This is a genomic window from Pedobacter steynii (assembly GCF_900103665.1).
In the GTDB taxonomy this organism is placed as follows: Bacteria; Bacteroidota; Bacteroidia; order Sphingobacteriales; family Sphingobacteriaceae; genus Pedobacter; species Pedobacter steynii.
The window spans coordinates 1-18,347 of record NZ_FNGY01000013.1 but is presented as its reverse complement, the minus strand read 5'-3'; the positions used below and the strand labels follow the sequence as shown (position 1 = coordinate 18,347).

Annotated in this window: 18 protein-coding genes and 5 tRNA genes; 3 read left to right on the top strand and 20 right to left on the bottom strand. The window is 39.4% G+C overall.

Going from position 1 to position 18,347, the window contains the following annotated elements; genetic code table 11:
- Nucleotides 1-89 precede the first annotated feature (89 nt).
- The 16 genes from rpoB to rpsU form a co-directional block, all read right to left on the bottom strand.
- Nucleotides 90-3,893, bottom strand: coding sequence for a DNA-directed RNA polymerase subunit beta (rpoB, locus tag BLQ87_RS28120; RefSeq protein WP_074612234.1), 3,804 nt, complete (start codon nt 3,891-3,893; stop codon nt 90-92).
- A 154-nt stretch (nt 3,894-4,047) separates the two neighbouring features.
- The gene (gene rplL, locus BLQ87_RS28115) at nt 4,048-4,422 is read right to left on the bottom strand and encodes a 50S ribosomal protein L7/L12 (RefSeq protein ID WP_074612233.1); all 375 of its coding nucleotides are present in this window, start codon (nt 4,420-4,422) and stop codon (nt 4,048-4,050) included.
- 63 nt (nt 4,423-4,485) lie between these two features.
- The gene (gene rplJ, locus BLQ87_RS28110; protein ID WP_074612232.1) at nt 4,486-5,007 is read right to left on the bottom strand and encodes a 50S ribosomal protein L10; all 522 of its coding nucleotides are present in this window, start codon (nt 5,005-5,007) and stop codon (nt 4,486-4,488) included.
- A 2-nt stretch (nt 5,008-5,009) separates the two neighbouring features.
- Nucleotides 5,010-5,708 (bottom strand): 50S ribosomal protein L1, encoded by a 699-nt coding sequence (rplA, locus tag BLQ87_RS28105; protein ID WP_069382436.1) that lies wholly within the window; start codon nt 5,706-5,708, stop codon nt 5,010-5,012.
- A gap of 23 nt (nt 5,709-5,731) precedes the next feature.
- Complete coding sequence (gene rplK / locus BLQ87_RS28100) at nt 5,732-6,175, bottom strand: 50S ribosomal protein L11 (RefSeq protein WP_073232496.1); 444 nt, start codon at nt 6,173-6,175, stop codon at nt 5,732-5,734.
- Nucleotides 6,176-6,254: 79 nt separating this feature from the next.
- Nucleotides 6,255-6,797: a transcription termination/antitermination protein NusG gene (nusG, locus tag BLQ87_RS28095; protein ID WP_073232495.1), complete on the bottom strand. Its 543-nt coding sequence runs from the start codon at nt 6,795-6,797 to the stop codon at nt 6,255-6,257.
- Between the two features lie 9 nt (nt 6,798-6,806).
- Nucleotides 6,807-7,004, bottom strand: coding sequence for a preprotein translocase subunit SecE (gene secE, locus BLQ87_RS28090; protein ID WP_062550292.1), 198 nt, complete (start codon nt 7,002-7,004; stop codon nt 6,807-6,809).
- 13 nt (nt 7,005-7,017) lie between these two features.
- Nucleotides 7,018-7,088, bottom strand: a tRNA-Trp gene (locus BLQ87_RS28085).
- 116 nt (nt 7,089-7,204) lie between these two features.
- Entirely contained in the window at nt 7,205-8,392 is a 1,188-nt protein-coding gene (tuf, locus tag BLQ87_RS28080) for an elongation factor Tu (protein ID WP_074612231.1), read from the bottom strand.
- A gap of 122 nt (nt 8,393-8,514) precedes the next feature.
- Nucleotides 8,515-8,586: transfer RNA gene (locus tag BLQ87_RS28075), tRNA-Thr, on the bottom strand.
- Between the two features lie 100 nt (nt 8,587-8,686).
- Nucleotides 8,687-8,759, bottom strand: a tRNA-Gly gene (locus BLQ87_RS28070).
- 10 nt (nt 8,760-8,769) lie between these two features.
- Nucleotides 8,770-8,852 (bottom strand) — tRNA-Tyr (locus BLQ87_RS28065).
- Nucleotides 8,853-8,893: 41 nt separating this feature from the next.
- Nucleotides 8,894-8,966, bottom strand: a tRNA-Thr gene (locus BLQ87_RS28060).
- 207 nt (nt 8,967-9,173) lie between these two features.
- Entirely contained in the window at nt 9,174-9,521 is a 348-nt protein-coding gene (hpf, locus tag BLQ87_RS28055) for a ribosome hibernation-promoting factor, HPF/YfiA family (protein WP_074612230.1), read from the bottom strand.
- Nucleotides 9,522-9,535: 14 nt separating this feature from the next.
- Entirely contained in the window at nt 9,536-10,420 is an 885-nt protein-coding gene (locus tag BLQ87_RS28050; protein ID WP_074612229.1) for a tyrosine-type recombinase/integrase, read from the bottom strand.
- Between the two features lie 137 nt (nt 10,421-10,557).
- Nucleotides 10,558-10,752, bottom strand: a complete 195-nt coding sequence (gene rpsU / locus BLQ87_RS28045; RefSeq protein ID WP_062551169.1) for a 30S ribosomal protein S21 — start codon at nt 10,750-10,752, stop codon at nt 10,558-10,560.
- A gap of 140 nt (nt 10,753-10,892) precedes the next feature.
- Between rpsU and BLQ87_RS28040 the strand changes: the two genes are divergently transcribed.
- Entirely contained in the window at nt 10,893-11,264 is a 372-nt protein-coding gene (locus BLQ87_RS28040) for a hypothetical protein (RefSeq protein ID WP_074612228.1), read from the top strand.
- Between the two features lie 93 nt (nt 11,265-11,357).
- Here BLQ87_RS28040 and BLQ87_RS28035 read toward each other — a convergent pair whose 3' ends face one another.
- Complete coding sequence (locus tag BLQ87_RS28035) at nt 11,358-12,530, bottom strand: acyl-CoA dehydrogenase family protein (RefSeq protein ID WP_074612227.1); 1,173 nt, start codon at nt 12,528-12,530, stop codon at nt 11,358-11,360.
- Between the two features lie 199 nt (nt 12,531-12,729).
- Here BLQ87_RS28035 and BLQ87_RS28030 point away from each other — a divergent pair, with 199 nt between their 5' ends.
- Nucleotides 12,730-13,776 carry an ATP-binding protein gene (locus tag BLQ87_RS28030; RefSeq protein ID WP_083362092.1) on the top strand — a complete coding sequence of 349 codons (1,047 nt, stop codon included), beginning with the start codon at nt 12,730-12,732 and terminating at the stop codon, nt 13,774-13,776.
- Here BLQ87_RS28030 and BLQ87_RS28025 read toward each other — a convergent pair whose 3' ends face one another.
- The 3 genes from BLQ87_RS28025 to BLQ87_RS28015 form a co-directional block, all read right to left on the bottom strand.
- Nucleotides 13,777-14,520: a LuxR C-terminal-related transcriptional regulator gene (locus tag BLQ87_RS28025; RefSeq protein ID WP_245723945.1), complete on the bottom strand. Its 744-nt coding sequence runs from the start codon at nt 14,518-14,520 to the stop codon at nt 13,777-13,779. It abuts the gene before it with no gap.
- Nucleotides 14,521-14,958: 438 nt separating this feature from the next.
- The gene (locus tag BLQ87_RS28020; RefSeq protein ID WP_074612225.1) at nt 14,959-15,486 is read right to left on the bottom strand and encodes an adenine phosphoribosyltransferase; all 528 of its coding nucleotides are present in this window, start codon (nt 15,484-15,486) and stop codon (nt 14,959-14,961) included.
- A gap of 2 nt (nt 15,487-15,488) precedes the next feature.
- On the bottom strand, nt 15,489-16,403 hold the full coding sequence (locus tag BLQ87_RS28015; protein WP_074612224.1) for a ComEA family DNA-binding protein: 915 nt from the start codon (nt 16,401-16,403) through the stop codon (nt 15,489-15,491).
- A gap of 81 nt (nt 16,404-16,484) precedes the next feature.
- Between BLQ87_RS28015 and BLQ87_RS28010 the strand changes: the two genes are divergently transcribed.
- Nucleotides 16,485-18,236 (top strand): lysophospholipid acyltransferase family protein, encoded by a 1,752-nt coding sequence (locus BLQ87_RS28010; protein ID WP_074612223.1) that lies wholly within the window; start codon nt 16,485-16,487, stop codon nt 18,234-18,236.
- Nucleotides 18,237-18,347 lie beyond the last annotated feature (111 nt).

The following is an 18,347-nucleotide window of genomic DNA, read 5'->3' as shown; positions in this document are numbered from 1 at the left end:
CTCTTTTGTTTGAAAGTTGAAAAATTTAAAAAGCCGGGATGCTTTTCAGGCGAGGCCTTAGCGGCATCCCGGCAAAATAACTTTCAACATTAGTCTAACGTAATATCTAGACCTAATCCACGTAACTCATGTACCAATACGTTAAACGATTCTGGTACACCCGGCGTAGGAAGGTTTTCGCCTTTTACAATCGCCTCATAAGTTTTGGCCCTACCGATCACATCATCTGACTTAACAGTTAAGATCTCCTGCAGGATATTAGCAGCACCAAATGCCTCTAATGCCCAAACCTCCATCTCACCAAAACGCTGACCCCCGAATTGAGCTTTACCACCCAATGGTTGTTGTGTAATTAATGAGTATGGTCCGATTGAACGGGCGTGCATCTTATCATCAACCATGTGTCCTAATTTCAACATGTAGATAATACCTACAGTTGTTGGCTGGTCAAATTTCTCACCCGTTAAACCATTATGTAAGTAAGTTCTACCAGAAGCTGGTACACCGGCTTTAGCAATCCACTCTTCTACCTCGTCATGTTTAGCACCATCAAAGATCGGAGTTGCGAATTTCACACCCAGTTCTTTACCGGCCCATGCCAATACAGTTTCGTAGATCTGACCCAAGTTCATACGTGAAGGTACACCCAGTGGGTTCAACACGATATCAACAGGTGTTCCATCTTCTAAGAATGGCATATCTTCATCACGAACGATACGGGCTACAATACCCTTATTACCGTGACGACCAGCCATCTTATCACCTACTTTTAATTTACGTTTTTTAGCTACATAAACCTTTGCCATCTGTACAATACCTGAAGGCAATTCATCACCAACACTGATGGCGAATTTATCACGTTTGTATGCACCTAATTCTTCGTTCACACGAATACCATAGTTGTGCAACAGCAATTTAATCTGGTCATTTTTGTCATCATCAGTAGTCCATTTGTATGGATTGATGTGTGCATATTCCAGATCAGCTAAACTTTTCTGCGTGAACTTAGCTCCTTTAGGGAATAAAAGCTCCTTGTAAACGTTGAATACACCCTGAGATGTTTTACCATTCACAATCTGGAACAATTTATCTACCAGTTCATTTTTCAGATTCGTTGTAGCAAGGTCATATCTCTTGTCTAATTTCTCTATCGCTGCTTTTTCTTCAGCTTTAGTAGTTTTCTTAGCTCTTGAGAATAACTTGGTATCAATTACCACACCTTTGATAGATGGAGGCGTTTTCAATGATGCATCTTTCACATCACCTGCTTTATCTCCAAAGATCGCACGTAGTAATTTCTCTTCCGGCGAAGGATCAGATTCTCCTTTAGGAGTGATCTTACCGATAAGGATGTCTCCTTCTTTAACTTCAGCACCTACACGGATGATACCGTTTTCATCTAAATCTTTAGTCGCTTCTTCAGAAACGTTAGGGATATCTGGTGTTAATTCCTCTTCTCCACGTTTTGTATCACGTACTTCTAACTCAAACTCTTCAATGTGTAATGAAGTAAAGATATCTTCACGAACAATACGCTCGTTGATTACGATCGCATCCTCAAAGTTATACCCTTGCCAAGGCATGAAAGCAACTTTTAAGTTTCTTCCTAATGCCAGTTCACCATTTTCAGTTGCATAACCTTCACATAGTACTTGTCCTTTAACAACTTTCTGACCTCTCTTAACGATTGGTTTCAGGTTGATACAAGTATTCTGGTTGGTTTTCTTGAATTTGATTAATTTATAAGTTTTGCTATCACCTTCAAATGAAACCAAACGATCTGAATCGTTACGTACATATTTAATGGTGATCTCATTTGCATCTACATATTCTACTACACCGTCACCTTCAGCATTGATCAGTGTTCTTGAATCGCGGGCTACGCGACCTTCTAAACCTGTACCAACGATTGGTGCCTCAGGACGTAACAATGGTACGGCCTGACGTTGCATGTTGGATCCCATCAGGGCCCTGTTCGCATCATCATGCTCAAGGAAAGGAATCAACGACGCAGCAATCGAAGTAATCTGATTAGGTGCCACGTCCATTAAGTCTAATTTCTCAGGCTCAATAACCGGGAAGTCACCCTCGTAACGTGCTTTAACACGTGTAGTGGTGAAATTACCTTGATCGTCATAAGCAGCATTCGCTTGTGCAATAGTTTTACCGTCTTCATCTTCTGCAGACAGGTAAATCACATCCTCATCAACCTGAACGATACCGTCTTTAACTTTTTTGTAAGGGGTTTCAATGAAACCTAAGTTATTGATCTTCGCGTGAACGCAAAGAGACGAGATCAAACCAATGTTTGGTCCCTCAGGAGTTTCAATCGTACAAAGACGACCGTAGTGAGTATAGTGAACGTCACGCACCTCGAAACCGGCACGTTCACGTGAAAGACCACCCGGGCCTAAGGCTGAAAGACGACGTTTGTGCGTAATCTCTGCCAGAGGATTCGTCTGGTCCATGAACTGCGACAACTGGTTTGTTCCAAAGAAGGAATTAATAACCGACGATAAAGTACGGGCATTAATTAAATCCGTTGGTGTAAACACCTCATTATCACGAATGTTCATACGCTCACGAATGGTACGGGCCATACGCGCCAAACCAACACCAAATTGAGCGTACAATTGCTCACCTACTGTACGAACACGACGGTTCGACAAGTGATCAATATCATCCACTTCTTCTTTAGAGTTGATCAGTTTGATCAAATATTTAACAATCGCAATGATATCTGCTTTTGTCAATACTTTTACGTGATCAGGAGTATCCATTTTCAACTTACGGTTGATGCGGTATCTACCTACATCTCCCAAGTCATAACGTTTATCCGAGAAGAACAAACGCTCAATGATACCTCTTGCAGTTTCCTCATCAGGTGGTTCTGCGTTACGCAAAGCACGATAGATGTTTTCAACAGCCTCTTTTTCAGAGTTTGAAGTATCTTTTTGTAAAGTATTATAGATAATGGTATAATCAGCCTGACTGGCACCATCATCTTTAGATAAGATGATCGTTTTAACGCCTGCGTCAATGATCATATCAATATGGTCATCTTCTAAAACAGTATCCCTGTCTAAGATCACTTCGTTACGATCTATGGAAACTACCTCACCGGTATCTTCATCCACAAAATCTTCAACCCATTTTCTTAATACCCTTGCAGCAAGTTTACGTCCGATGAATTTCTTTAAACCTGATTTGCTAACTTTTACTTCATCAGCAAGATCAAACAATTCAAGGATGTCTTTATCAGAATCATAACCGATCGCACGCAATAAAGTGGTTACCGGGAATTTCTTCTTACGGTCGATATACGCATACATGACGTTATTTACGTCAGTTGCAAACTCGATCCATGAACCTTTGAAAGGAATCACACGTGCAGAATAAAGCTTAGTTCCATTTGTGTGACGGCTTTGGCCGAAGAACACACCTGGCGACCTGTGTAATTGAGAAACAATTACGCGCTCTGCACCGTTGATCACGAAGGTACCTTTAGGTGTCATATATGGTATGGTTCCCAGGTACACATCTTGAATGATGGTTTCAAAATCTTCGTGTTCTGCATCATTACAAGAAAGTTTCAGCTTCGCTTTTAATGGAACACTATACGTTAACCCACGGTCAATACACTCAGGTATATCATAACGAGGTGGATCAATAAAATAATCTAGGAATTCAAGAACAAAGATGTTTCTAGAATCTGTGATTGGGAAGTTTTCAGCAAACACCTTAAATAAACCCTCTGTGTGACGGTTATCTGAAGTTGTTTCGATCTGAAAAAATTCTCTGAATGATTGCAACTGTACATCTAGAAAATCCGGGTAATCTATGATGTGCTTACTACGTGCAAAATTTACTCTTTGGTCGACTTTATTTGCCAATGGACTAAAGTTAATTTAGTTTAAGAATAAACTATTTGTTTGGTTTGCCGTTAAACGTATTCACCAACCAAACAAGATGAAATGTTTATAAACAGGTATAGACTCCGACTATACAGTCGGAGTCTATGGTTAAAGTTATATTAAAATTAAGTTATTACTTAATTTCAACTACAGCTCCAGCTTCTTCTAATTGAGTTTTCAAAGCAGTAGCTTCGTCTTTAGAAACACCAGCTTTTAATTCTTTTGGTGCACCATCAACTAGATCTTTAGCTTCTTTCAAACCTAAACCAGTTAAGTCTTTTACCAGTTTCACAACTGCTAATTTAGAACCACCAGCTTCTTTCAATATTACATCAAAAGTAGTTTTTTCTTCAGCTGCAGGAGCAGCATCACCAGCAGGACCTGCAATCGCAACTGCAGCAGCAGCTGGTTCGATACCATACTCGTCTTTTAAGATTTGAGCTAATTCGTTAACTTCTTTAACTGTTAAGTTTACCAATTGCTCAGCAAACGCTTTTAAATCTGCCATTTTTATAGATTTTAAAAATTTACGTAAAATAATTTATTATAATATGAACTTATAAGGTGTTCCTTAACCTTCTCTCTCTTGAAGAGTTTTAACAATTCCTGCAATTGTATTGCCACCTGACTGTAAAGCCGAAATAACGTTTTTAGCTGGTGATTGTAATAGACCAATGATGTCTCCGATAAGCTCTTCTCTTGATTTCAAGCTTACTAAAGTATCTAATTGGTTGTCACCGATAAATACCGTTGAATCGATATATGCTGCTTTAAGTTGAGGTTTATCAGATCCTTTTCTCAAGGCTTTGATCAGCTTAGCTGGACCATTACCTGTTGTAGAGAATAATAATGCTGATTGACCTTTAAGGGCAACAAAGATCTCTGATGCATCGCCTTCTAATCCTTCAATCGCTTTTCTGATTAAAGTATTTTTAGCTACCTGCATTTCGATCCCGCTTTCGAAACATTTGCGACGGATATTGTTTACTTTCTCAACAGATAGACTTGATGTATCGGCAATATAAAAATTACCGAATTCCTGCATCTTCGCTTGAAGAGCCGAAACGACTTCGTGTTTTTCTTCTCTGTTCATAATTAGATACCCGCTACTGATTTAGTTTCGATTGCAATTCCAGGACTCATAGTAGAAGAAACATGAATGCTCTTAAAATAAGTTCCTTTTGCAGCAGATGGTTTTAGCTTAGAAATTACCTGAAGTACTTCTAATGCGTTTTCATATATTTTTTCTGCTGGGAATGATACTTTTCCTACTGAAGCGTGAATGATACCACTTTTGTCAACTTTAAAATCAATCTTTCCGCCTTTTACATCAGTAACTGCTTTACCAACTTCGTTGGTTACAGTTCCTGACTTAGGGTTTGGCATAAGGTTACGTGGACCTAAAACGCGGCCCAGTTTACCTACTTTTGCCATACAAGCAGGAGTAGTGATAATAATGTCAACATCAGTCCATCCACCTTCAATCTTGGCTACATATTCGTCTAAACCTACAAAATCTGCACCTGCCGCTTTAGCCTCTTCTTCCTTATCAGGAGTACAAAGAACTAATACACGTACAGTTTTACCTGTACCGTGTGGTAAAGTAGCAATACCACGTACCATTTGATTGGCCTTACGTGGATCTACACCTAAAGCTACATCGATATCTACCGATGCATCAAATTTAGTTGTAGTAATCTCTTTTACCAAAGCAGCCGCATCCTGTAAAGAATACGTTTTACCAGATTCTAGTTTAGCATGTGCCTTTTTTTGATTTTTTGTTAATTTAGCCACTGTTGTAAACTGTTTTTTGTTAATTAATTTGTCCAAGGTGCATCACCGCTAACGGTGATTCCCATACTGCGTGCTGTACCTGCAACCATACTCATTGCAGATTCGATAGTGAAAGCATTTAAATCAGTCATTTTATCTTCAGCAATTGACTTAACCTGATCCCAAGTCACCGAACCAACTTTCTTACGGTTGGGCTCAGCAGAACCACTCGTTAATTTAGTAGCATCCTTTAACTGGATAGCAACCGGAGGGGTTTTGATGATAAATTCGAAAGACTTGTCAGCATAAACAGTAATTACAACTGGTAATACTTTACCGGGCTTATCTTGGGTACGAGCATTGAATTGTTTGCAAAACTCCATGATGTTCACCCCTTTAGCACCTAACGCAGGTCCTACCGGTGGTGATGGATTTGCAGCTCCACCCTTGATCTGTAACTTAACAAGTGCACTGACTTCTTTTGCCATTTTCTGTTTTGTTAATTTTAATACTCAATGTTATAATGTTGGAAGCAAGTAACATTTAAGATCTTATATGAATTGAATTCTATTCTTTTTCTACTTGCATATAGTTAAGCTCCAATGGAGTTTTTCTTCCGAAAATCTTAACCATAACTTTTAGTTTTTTCTTCTCTTCGTTTACCTCTTCGATCACACCAGTGAAACCATTAAATGGTCCATCCATTACTTTGATGTTCTCTCCGACATAGTAAGCTACGTTCATGGTTTCGCCTTGCTGGCTCATCTCATCAACTTTACCTAAAATACGGTTAACCTCTGCCTGACGCATAGGAACCGGGTTTCCACCTTTATCCCCTAAAAAACCAATCACACTATTAACGTTCTTAATAATGTGTTCAAGTTCTCCGTCCAAATTCGCTTCAATTAAAACATATCCGGGATAGAAGTTACGCTCTTTTGCAATTTTTTTTCCCTCTTTCATCTGGTAGTATTTCTCCATTGGGATTAATACCTGAGGCACAAGATGAGAAAAACCTAAACGGCTAATTTCAGAATCGATATACTGTTTTACCTTCTTCTCTTTTCCGCTAACAGCCCTAACTACATACCATTTTAACTGATCGTCCATTTAGCTATATTAATTAGAAAGTGATTTATAAAAAGTATCTAAAACAAAAGTAGATCCCTTATCCATTGCAAAAACAACTAATGCAATGATAAACGAAGCTACCAGAACCAGCACTGCAGAATTTTGCAATTCTCCCCATGTAGGCCAAGTAACCTTCTGGGTCATTTCTTCATACGATTCTTTAATAAATTGAACTACTTTAGCCATAATTAATTTTTTGCACGGGAACAAGGATTCGAACCCTGATCAAAGGTTTTGGAGACCTCTATTCTACCGTTGAACTATTCCCGTGTATAAGCTATTTCCTTTCCAGAATTTAGCAGCTTCTTTAGAAACAAAGTACTCAGGCGGTTTAAAAGCCTAAGTACTTTGCTTTATTGTTGTTTCTTATCCCTAAGGATAAAATACTATTTTAAAATTTCAGTTACCTGACCAGCACCTACTGTTCTACCACCCTCACGGATTGCGAAACGTAGACCTTTTTCCATTGCGATTGCGTTGATCAATTTAACTGTGATCGTAACGTTATCACCTGGCATAACCATTTCAGTTCCTTCAGCTAGTGAGATCTCACCAGTAACGTCTGTGGTACGGAAATAGAATTGTGGACGGTATTTGTTAAAGAATGGAGTGTGACGTCCACCTTCTGCTTTTGATAATACATAGATCTCAGCTTTGAAATCTGTGTGAGGAGTTACTGAACCTGGTTTACAGATAACCATACCACGACGGATATCAGTTTTCTCAATACCACGTAACAATAGACCTACGTTATCACCTGCTTCACCATAATCAAGGATCTTACGGAACATCTCAACACCTGTTACAGTTGATTTAAGATTTTCAGCACCCATACCCAAGATTTCAACTGGATCTCCAGAGTTGATTACACCACGCTCAATACGACCAGTTGCAACAGTACCACGACCAGTGATCGAGAATACATCTTCAACAGGCATTAAGAATGGAAGTTCAGTTAAACGTGGAGGAATTGGAATGTAGCTATCTACAGCATCCATAAGCTCCATGATTTTTCCAACCCATTTCGGATCGCCGTTCAAGCCACCAAGAGCTGAACCTTGAATCACAGGGATATCATCACCAGGGAATTCATAGAAAGATAACAATTCACGAACTTCCATCTCTACTAATTCTAGTAATTCAGGATCGTCAACCATATCCACTTTATTCATGAATACTACCAATGAAGGAACACCAACCTGACGAGCCAATAGAATGTGCTCACGAGTTTGTGGCATCGGACCATCTGTAGCAGCTACAACGATGATAGCTCCATCCATTTGTGCAGCACCAGTAACCATGTTCTTTACATAATCCGCGTGACCTGGACAGTCAACGTGTGCATAGTGACGGTTAGCTGTTGAATACTCAACGTGTGCTGTATTGATAGTGATACCTCTTTCTTTTTCCTCTGGAGCAGAGTCAATAGAATCAAATGAACGCGCCTCAGATAAACCAGCATCAGATAACACTTTAGTGATAGCTGCTGTTAAGGTTGTTTTACCGTGGTCAACGTGACCGATTGTGCCGATGTTTAAGTGCGGCTTGCTGCGGTCAAACTTTTCTTTTGCCATGTTTTTATACTTATTAGTAGTTTATAACTTTTTATTAATTAATTGTTTTGATACAAATTCAACACAAAAAACCTTGTTCAACTGCCATAATTACAGATTCAACAAAGCTTGTTTTTATCTTGAGCCAAAGATGGGACTTGAACCCACGACCTCTTCCTTACCAAGGAAGTGCTCTACCGCTGAGCTACTTCGGCTTTTTAATCTCAGCTTGTAATCTAAGTTAATTAAGTAGCTTAATTGATATCCTAATTAAACTACTTAATTCTATGCCGATTTCCCAGCTTTTCCAATTTGAGCGAAAGACGAGGTTCGAACTCGCGACCTATAGCTTGGAAGGCTATCGCTCTACCAACTGAGCTACTTTCGCTTTTTTATTGTGGGGGGAGAAGGATTCGAACCTTCGAAGTCTTGCGACAACAGAGTTACAGTCTGTCCCATTTGGCCACTCTGGTATCCCCCCGCTTTTATCTTGCCAATACTTTACAGCACCGAAGTTAAAAGAGCCTCCTATCGGGATCGAACCAATGACCTACTGATTACAAGTCAGTTGCTCTACCAGCTGAGCTAAGGAGGCTTATATCATTCATTGCTGATGGTTGAGCAATGATTTTTATAATGTTTAATCTTTCACAGAACTTTCCGAATCTTTTAAGAGAAACGCCCTCTCTGATTGGGATTGCAAATGTACACGAATTTTAATACGATCCAAAATTATTTTCAAAAAAAATTGGCGGGTTTTAGTCCCGCCAACCTTTTTATCAAAAACGCTTAAAATATCCTCCTAATAATCAGATACTTCGTTAGCATTTAAAATTGCTTTATGTTCACTTAATTTTTCTCTTGTCTTGTCTTTATGTTTAGTAATTTGTTTTCTCAGGGACTCAATTGCTAAATCCGTCGCCTCTTCAAAAGTTTTACATTGCTCCTTTGCGAACATCGTAACACCCGGAACGATCAGTTTGATCTCACTTATTTTGTTTGCCTCATCATCTACATTCTCTAATTTCAAATAGACCTCCCCACTAATGATCTGGTCGAAGAACTGATCTAACTTGTCAACTTTCTTCTGAATAAACTCTAACAACTTCTGGTCTGCATTGAAATGGATCGATTGAACTGTAATTTTCATTGTTTCCTCCTTTTTTATGCCTTTGGATGGGCTTGTTTATATATTGATTTTAATCTTTCTACGGAGTTATGGGTATATACCTGGGTTGCTGCCAGGCTGGCATGGCCCAATAACTCTTTTATTGCATTTAAATCTGCACCCCTGTTCAACAGGCTTGTTGCGTATGAATGACGCAATACATGCGGACTTTTTTTATCCTGTGTGGATACGTTTGTCAAATAACTGGTCACTATTCTATAGATGAGCTTAGTATAAGCAGGAGCTCCTTTATCTGTAACGATTAAGACCCCCGTTTTGTTATTAAAATTCTGTAACGTTTTCAAGTCAATGTAAGCTTTCAGCTGATCTCCAAGGACTTTGCCTATCGGAATAATTCGTTCTTTATTTCTTTTTCCCAAAACCCGGACCGTAGCGCCATAAAAATCAATATCCGATTCTTTCAGCGACAGCAGTTCCGCCAAACGCATACCGGTCCCGAATAAGGTTTCGATCACCAGTTTATCACGTACAGAAGGAAAAGTATCATCAAAAAATTCTCCCGAATCGAGCAGGACATCCAGCTTTTGATCGTCCACAAATACAGGAAGTCGTTTAGGTACTTTAGGCGCCTTTACAAGCGTCATCGGATTTACGGGAATCAAACCCTCGCGGGAAAGGTGTTTATAGAAACTGCGAAGCGTAGAGAGCTTCCTTCCTACAGAATTCTCAGAAACATGCTCCTCCAGAAGGGTCACCATAAAATTTCTTACATGAACATACCCTACTTCAGTTAAAGGCAATTCAAATGTTTGCTGCATATATTCACTAAACTGCAACAAGTCCGTTTTGTAAGACTGAATGGTATGTGGAGAATAACGCTTCTCGTGCTGGAGGTATGTCAGGAATTGAGCAATAATCATAAAAACTATTTGTATGACACGATGAAGTGAATATACAAAACATAGCTCAGCTAATTGTTTTTATTTTAACATAAAAAATAAAAAAGCGCTACCGGGTTTACCGACAGCGCTTTAATATCATTTAAACTTTTCAGAAACTATACAGTTCCTTCAAGTTGCATGTTTTGCTTGTAAATAGCATGTTTAACTAGTGTACGACGAGCTACAGATTTTTTCTCATAAGCTTGGCGGCTACGTAATTCTCTTAACACACCTGTTTTCTCGAATTTCTTCTTGAAACGTTTTAAGGCTTTATCTAGTGATTCGCCGTCTTTAATATTAATGATAATCATAACGTAATATACCCCCTTTCGTTGTTTTTAGGACCGCAAAGATAGGGCTTTGTTTTGAGAATCAAAACAATAAGTGTAAATTTATTAAAAACAAACATCCTATATATAATGTATATGTTTAGGACTTATTTAAATCACCTATGAAATCAAAGAAAACGCTTTTTATCATCCTTGGAGTGCTGATCCTTATCCTTGCAGGATTCTTTTACTTCCGCTACAACTTTGTCCTGGGAGAAGGCGTTAAAGCCGGAGAGCTCAACTATGTAGTAAAGAAAGGATATATCTTTAAAACCTATGAAGGAAAGTTAATCCAGGCGGGAATCCGCTCCAAGCAAACCGGCAACATTCAATCCAATGAATTCGAGTTCTCCGTTGAAGATAAAGCCATAGCAGAGAAAATGATGCTCAACAGCGGAAAGGTTTTTGAACTGCGTTATAAAGAATATATCGGCGCACTTCCATGGAGAGGATACAGTCCTTTTGTGGTCTATGAGATCATTTCCATTAAGTAATGAATAAAAAATCCGATGATCATCTCTGGTCACCGGATTCCGTTTTTGGTTATATTTGGTTAGAATATGCTTTTTAGAATAGTAAGGTACGAATTAATCTTTTAAAACTTCCCTTGCAATCACAATTTTTTGTATTTCTGATGTTCCTTCTCCAATTGTACACAATTTACTGTCCCTGTAATACTTCTCTACCGGGAAATCTTTAGTGTATCCATATCCACCGAAAATCTGTACAGCCTCTGTGGCACACCTTACAGAAACCTCTGATGCAAAATATTTAGCCATCGCTGATTCCTTGGTCATAGGTAATCCACGGTTCTTTAAATCTGCTGCCTGACGGATCAACAAGTCTGCGGCTTCAATCTCTGTCGCCATATCTGCCAGTTTAAAACTGATCCCCTGGAAGTTTGCAATCGGCTGTCCAAACTGATGACGTTCTTTTGCATATTGAACTGCGGCTTCATAAGCACCCTTAGCAATCCCTAAAGATAAAGCTGCAATAGAAATCCTTCCACCATCCAATACTTTCATGGCTTGTTTAAATCCTTCGCCAACATTTCCAAGCAGATTTTCTTTAGGCACCCTGCAATTGTCGAAAATCATTTCTGTAGTCTCAGAAGCACGCATACCTAGTTTATTCTCTTTTTTACCAGCAGAAAAACCAGGAGTACCACGCTCTACTACGATCGCAGAAATTCCTTTTGAACTGCCTTTCTCTCCGGTACGAACCATTACGACAGCAATGTCACCTGATTTACCATGGGTAATCCAGTTTTTTGCACCATTGATCACATACTCATCTCCATCAAGGGTTGCGGTTGTCATCATGCGCAAAGCATCAGAACCCGTATTCGCTTCTGTCAGCCCCCATGCACCAATCCATTCCGCAGTAGCCAATTTAGGCAACCATCTATGTTTTTGTTCTTCATTCGCAAAAGCTAAAATATGACCAGTACATAAAGAATTGTGTGCTGCCAGAGATAAACCGATAGAACCACAAACTTTAGCTACTTCTACAATCACATCTACATATTCCTGGTATCCAAAACCAGAACCACCATAAATTTCAGGGACCAGTACGCCCATCAATCCCAGCTCACCTAATTTCTTAAAAATCTCAACCGGAAAATGTTGAGCTTCATCCCATTCCATTACATTGGCACGAATATTCTTTTCAGCAAAATCTTTTACCATCTTCCTGATCATCTCCTGATTTTCTGAGATACTGAAGTTGTATCCTACAGAACTATCCATCATTTCTAACATATCTTATTGTTTGAATTTGGGCAATTATAATGATTTAAAACCAGAGCAACAGCAGTTCAAAATTCGCCTGATGATAGAACGAAACGGTATTTAGTTCATTAACCGTACCCCTTCATTTTTAAGGAAAACAAATGAGTCGAGAAAGTTTTTTTATTTTTTTTATTTTAGTTTTGAAAAATATCTGAAAAGAAGCGCAATCATGAAATTTATTACCAGAAAAGATGTCCTTTTACAAATAAAAAGGGACCTTATCGGAAAAGATGCTTACCGTGGAGTAACGTTAACCTATTCCTGGATGGCCAATCAGTTCGGACATTTTTCCCTGGGCTTTATCCCCACCTTTATTTTATATAAGATACTCAGCTCAAAAACAGAAATAAGCCAGGTAGAGATCTGGTCTCCACTGATCATCTGGGGATGCTGGATTTTGTTTGAACTGTATAATTTTCTTGGTCCGCTCCTCCTCAACGTTCCTATAAAAAAAACGACCTCCGGAAAAAAGACCTACATCTTTAACCCCGAATGGGCGAATGTCACTTTCGACACCCTCACCGATCTTTGCTTCTTTGGGATTGGCGCTCTCGCCTGCAGCCTGATTTGCCTCTATTCCCTACCGATCATGATCGGATTTGTCATTTTGTGCCTGCTTTCCCTTTATCCTTCTTATTATTGGTATTCGACAAAGATGCACCTGCAAAATGCCGGTTATCCCTTCCAACTTCGGCTAAGCCAATGGAACTTCAATATGCAGGAGCAGCACAAAAAGATGATCAGCGATTTTTTAAACTGTGAAGAAAAGGGGAAGCACCTATTGCTCTTCGGCTCTAAAGGAAGTGGAAAGACCTCTCTTTCCGTTGGAATTGCTACAGAAATGTCCATCAGAAACAACCGCTGCAGCTACGTAACGGCTACAAAGCTATTGTCTATGTTTTTTGAGCAGAGTGACAACAGTAACCTTTCACCAGGTTCATGGACGTGGCACGACTCCTCCCTCCTGGTAATTGACGACATCAATCCCGGCGGGCTCATTAAAAAGGATATTTTAAGGGCAACTTTATTCTATGAATTGCTCAATAACCCTCATTATGGTCCTTTTAACATTCAACATATTAAAGCCATGAATATCATCTGGGTAATGGGAAATGAGGAACCTTCTGAAAAGGTGGAAGATACCTGGGAACACCTCCTCGGACTGATAGGCGTACCGGAGTCAGACATCATTACTGTAAATCTGGGAGGTGCTTAACTAAGGCAAAATATAGTTGTCGTAGGCAAAGCTGACCAGGTGGGTCAGGCTTTTCACATTGAAACGTTTATATAATGGAATGATCCTTTTCTCTATCGCAGAATGGGAAACTTTAAGCGCATGGGCGATTTCTTTAAAAGAATAGCCTTTCGCCACCAGTTCCAAGGCTTCCTTCTCTTTGTTAGAGATGGCCAGGTAGCTAAACAGAATTTTATTCAGCTCCTCTTCAAACTTTTCTTTTTCCGGCCCATAAGCAGCATAACGCATCACTTTTCCAAAGATCAGACTTCTGTTCACCTGAAAACGCCCAATGATCGATTCGATCTTTCCATTTTCCGAACTGAAAACCCCTACCCTTGCAGAAATGGGAACCTGCGTCCCGTTCTTATGGATCTTTTTCAGTTCAATGGTAAAACTATATTTTTCAAGATCCTTCGTCTTATGATGAATGAACTTTAAAGCTTTATCGTTCAGTTCATGAGAAAAGTGGGCAAATTCCGGTGCAGACATGTTGACAATAGCCAGCATATTGATTTCATCATCTTTATACCCTAAAACATCTTCCCAACCGCTGGCATAAATCATCCGGTTTTGTTTAAAGGAATAGATATACACTGCTTCATCCGCAAACTTCGGAATGCGCTCATCAAAAAACAGCGCCTCCTCACTTTTCAGATCCGCAGGAACAGCTGTGATAAAAGTCTTAGAATAATCACCAAAATTCTCTCTCTCTTGCATTTTCATCAGTATATTTTCGTTTTTCAGCGGTTATGAAGCGATCATATGCATGTTCTCTACTTTTTGTAAGCGCGATACATATGATGATTTCATTAGATCTTTAACAAAAAGAATAACCAAAACTGCGTGTTTTCGCAGTTGATACTCCCCATGTAGTCCTGTAATTTTACGGCAAATTAGAAATTAACCTACTTTATCCAAAGTATTAATGGAGAAATAAAATTATTCATTCTAAATATAATCACAATGTATCTCAAAAATGTTAACAAATCGTATGTGACCCGGTATTCGATTCTCATACTAAAGGTCATTGCAGTAGCACTTTTTATATTTTGCTTCTACCAGGCTGCAAAAATTAGCTCCTAATATATCTCCCCCCCTATATTTATGAACATGCAATCCTAACCAGTTTAGGATTGCATTCATACAAATCTCTAAAAAAGATTAATAGGAAGCTAACGAGCAAACCTTAACTGTGTAAGGACTTAATCGCGTTCTCCCATTTAAAAAATCCAGACTAATGATAAACGAGTAGGCAGCTACCTCTGCACCTAGTTGCATCACGAGTTTGGAGGCTGCCACAACGGTCCCTCCTGTAGCCAACAGATCATCGTGGATCAGGACCCGTTGTCCGGCAACCAAAGCATCCTCATGAACTTCAATCGTTGCAGTGCCGTATTCCAGATCATAGCTTTGCTGTATGGTTTTATAAGGCAGTTTCCCTGCCTTACGGATGGGAATAAAAGGTACATTTAAAAGCTGGGCCAATGCCGGTCCAAATAAGAATCCCCTGCTTTCAATTCCTGCAACCACATCAATCTCTATGCCTTTCAATTGTGCAGCTAAAGCCTCAGCGATCTCCAGACAAAGCTTTGGGTCTTTCAGGATTGGTGTAATGTCTTTAAAAATAATTCCCGGTTTCGGGAAATCGTTCACATCGCGGACGGTCTGCTTAATTTTTTCTTCAATCATCTTTAAAAAATAAGATAAGGGGCCAGCCTCCCTATAATTTCAGGCGTTAAAATGGCGACCTTATTTAAGTCGGCAATATTACTATAATTTCCGTGTTGTTTTCTATATTGTATCAGTGCATTTACTTGTTTATAACGGATATAGGGATGATTCTTAAAATCCGCAAGCTCTGCCGTATTGATATTGATCTTTTTCAGCTTATCCGGATCGATACTCACCTGATTTTTAACCTCGTTATATTTAAGGGAATCTATGCCAAATACCTCCATCAGCTGTTCCTTTTTATGGAATCCGCCTATCCTTTCCCTATAGGCAACAATCCTTCTGGCGAAGACCATACCTATTCCTTTTATCTGATCCAACTCCAGGGTATCCGCGCCATTCAGCTCTATAAGCTTCAATTCTTTAGAAATGGGAACCGGTGTAGTGGCGATGGCCTGAACCTTCTGTGGTGTAGAAAGCTCAGTTCCGGCAATTTGTACATAGGGCTCAAGTAGGTTATACAACTGAGCGCTAATGGTGTACATCTTTTGCAAATCCGTTTTCTTACGGAATACTCCTCCCTTCGACCGGTAATTTAAAATCGCCTGAGCCTGTTTTTCAGATAAACCTAGTTTTTGCCAATCATCGATGTCAATTACATTGGGATCAAAATAAAATAATACGGATTTTCTTTTCTCGAGATGGCCTTTTGCAGAAAAAATTCGGGGCTCCATCTTTTTGTACGCTTCCGGCTGACTGGCCATGGCAAATTTCAGCACGGCCAACTGCTCTTCCGCTGTGGGAAGCTCCTGGGGCCTTAAGGCTCGGTAAACCATAGGAAATACAGAAACTCCGGCCAGTAGAATTAACAAAACCATCAGGCCATTAAATTCCCTTCTGGAAAATTCAAAGTAGTTATTTAGCCATTTTCTCATCACCTGTCTAATCTACTTACTGTTATTTAAAAATATAAATCTTATTTTTGAAATTGCTTTATTATTCACAAACAAAATTAAATGAAGATCATAACCACCAAAGAGTTTGCAAAGGCCACTAAGATAGATAAGTTAGGTGTGCCTGGCCTGGCCGCCTTACTTATGGAGATGATGAAATTGAATGATATCAACAAGGTTTTTTCCCAAAATGAACATTTTAACGGTTTAGAGTTTGTTGATAAAATCCTGGAAACTATTGGTGTAAGTATAGATTTTGATGAGGACGATTTAAAAAGTATTCCAAAGACAGGAGGATTCATCGCAATAGCCAATCACCCTTATGGTGGAATAGAAGGCCTGGCCCTGGTAAAACTGTTGTGTACAGTAAGACCGGAATCCAAGGTAATGGTGAACTTTATCCTTAAAAAGATCCCCAATCTAAGTGAATTCTTCGTTGCGGTAAATCCCTTCGAAAATGTACAACATACTTCCAGCATCAGCGGACTCAAAGCGACTTTTGACCTTCTTCAAAGCGGCACTCCTATCGGGATATTCCCTGCGGGTGAGGTTTCGACCTTCAGCCTGGACAAACAGGAAATCACCGATAGGTTATGGCACCCTGTAGTAGGTAAACTGATTGCAAGAGCAAAACTACCGGTTGTTCCTATTTATTTCCATGGCAACAACGGCGTGCTGTTTAACATCCTTAGTTTCATCCATCCTACTTTAAGAACCGCTAAGCTTCCCTCAGAATTCCTGAATAAGCAAGGTCTTAAAATTAAGGTCAGAATAGGCAAACCTATTCATATTGAAGACATCTCGTACAGAAACAATACCAATAAATTACTTGATTTCTTACGTGCCCGGACCTATGCTTTAGGAACAGGCCTTGATGAGGAAAAGAAATTATTCAATCCCATCAACCTTTTCAAGATCAAGAAAAAGCCGGAACCCGTTATTGAGGAAACCGAACGTTCGCTAATCGTAGCAGAAATTGAAGACCTGGAAAGCTTCAGGGTATGGCAGGAGAAGAATTATGAGGTGTACATCACTCCAACGTCCATCATTCCAAATATCTTAAGAGAAATTGGCCGTTTGCGTGAAATTACCTTCAGAGAAGTTGGCGAAGGAACGAATAAGAAAATCGATCTGGACAATTACGACATCTATTACCATCACTTATTCATCTGGGATAAGGACCAGCAAAACATTGTAGGTGCCTACCGCATTGGTAAAGGAGATGAGATCCTAAATACGATGGGCAGAAGAGGTTTCTATCTTTCGGAGCTCTTCAAAATTAAAGAACCTTTTTACCCTTTACTGCGAAAAGGAATAGAATTAGGCAGGTCATGGATCCGCAAGGAATACCAGTTGAAACCGCTTCCTTTATTTTTACTGTGGAAAGGTATTTTAAAGTATTTACTGGACAACCCTCAGTACCGCTACATGTTTGGCCCGGTAAGTATCAGTAATAACTTCTCTAAGTTCTCCAAATCACTCATTGTGGATTACATCACCAAGAACCACTTTGATTACGAACTGGCGGCTTATGTGAAGCCTAAGAACAAATTTAAAGCAGACCTGTCTGCCATAGATAAAAACCTTTTGATTGAAAGCAGTGAGTCTCTGAAAGATCTGGACAGTCTGATTTCAGATATTGAAAATTCGCATATTAAAATTCCGGTATTGTTAAGACAGTACATGAACCTGAATGCGAAGATCATTTGTTTCAATATTGATCCTAAATTTTCTGATTGCCTCGATGGATTCCTGGTAGTGGATATGCAGAATATCCCTTCAGAAATGCTGGAGAAGATTGGTAAGAATTTCTAAAAAGCAAAAGCGTCCTAATTGGTGTGACCCCAAAAAGTTGGACAGATTCAAAATTAAGTTTTTTGTACGAGAGCTCGGTATTCCACCGGGCTCTTTCCATTTAACCTGTTT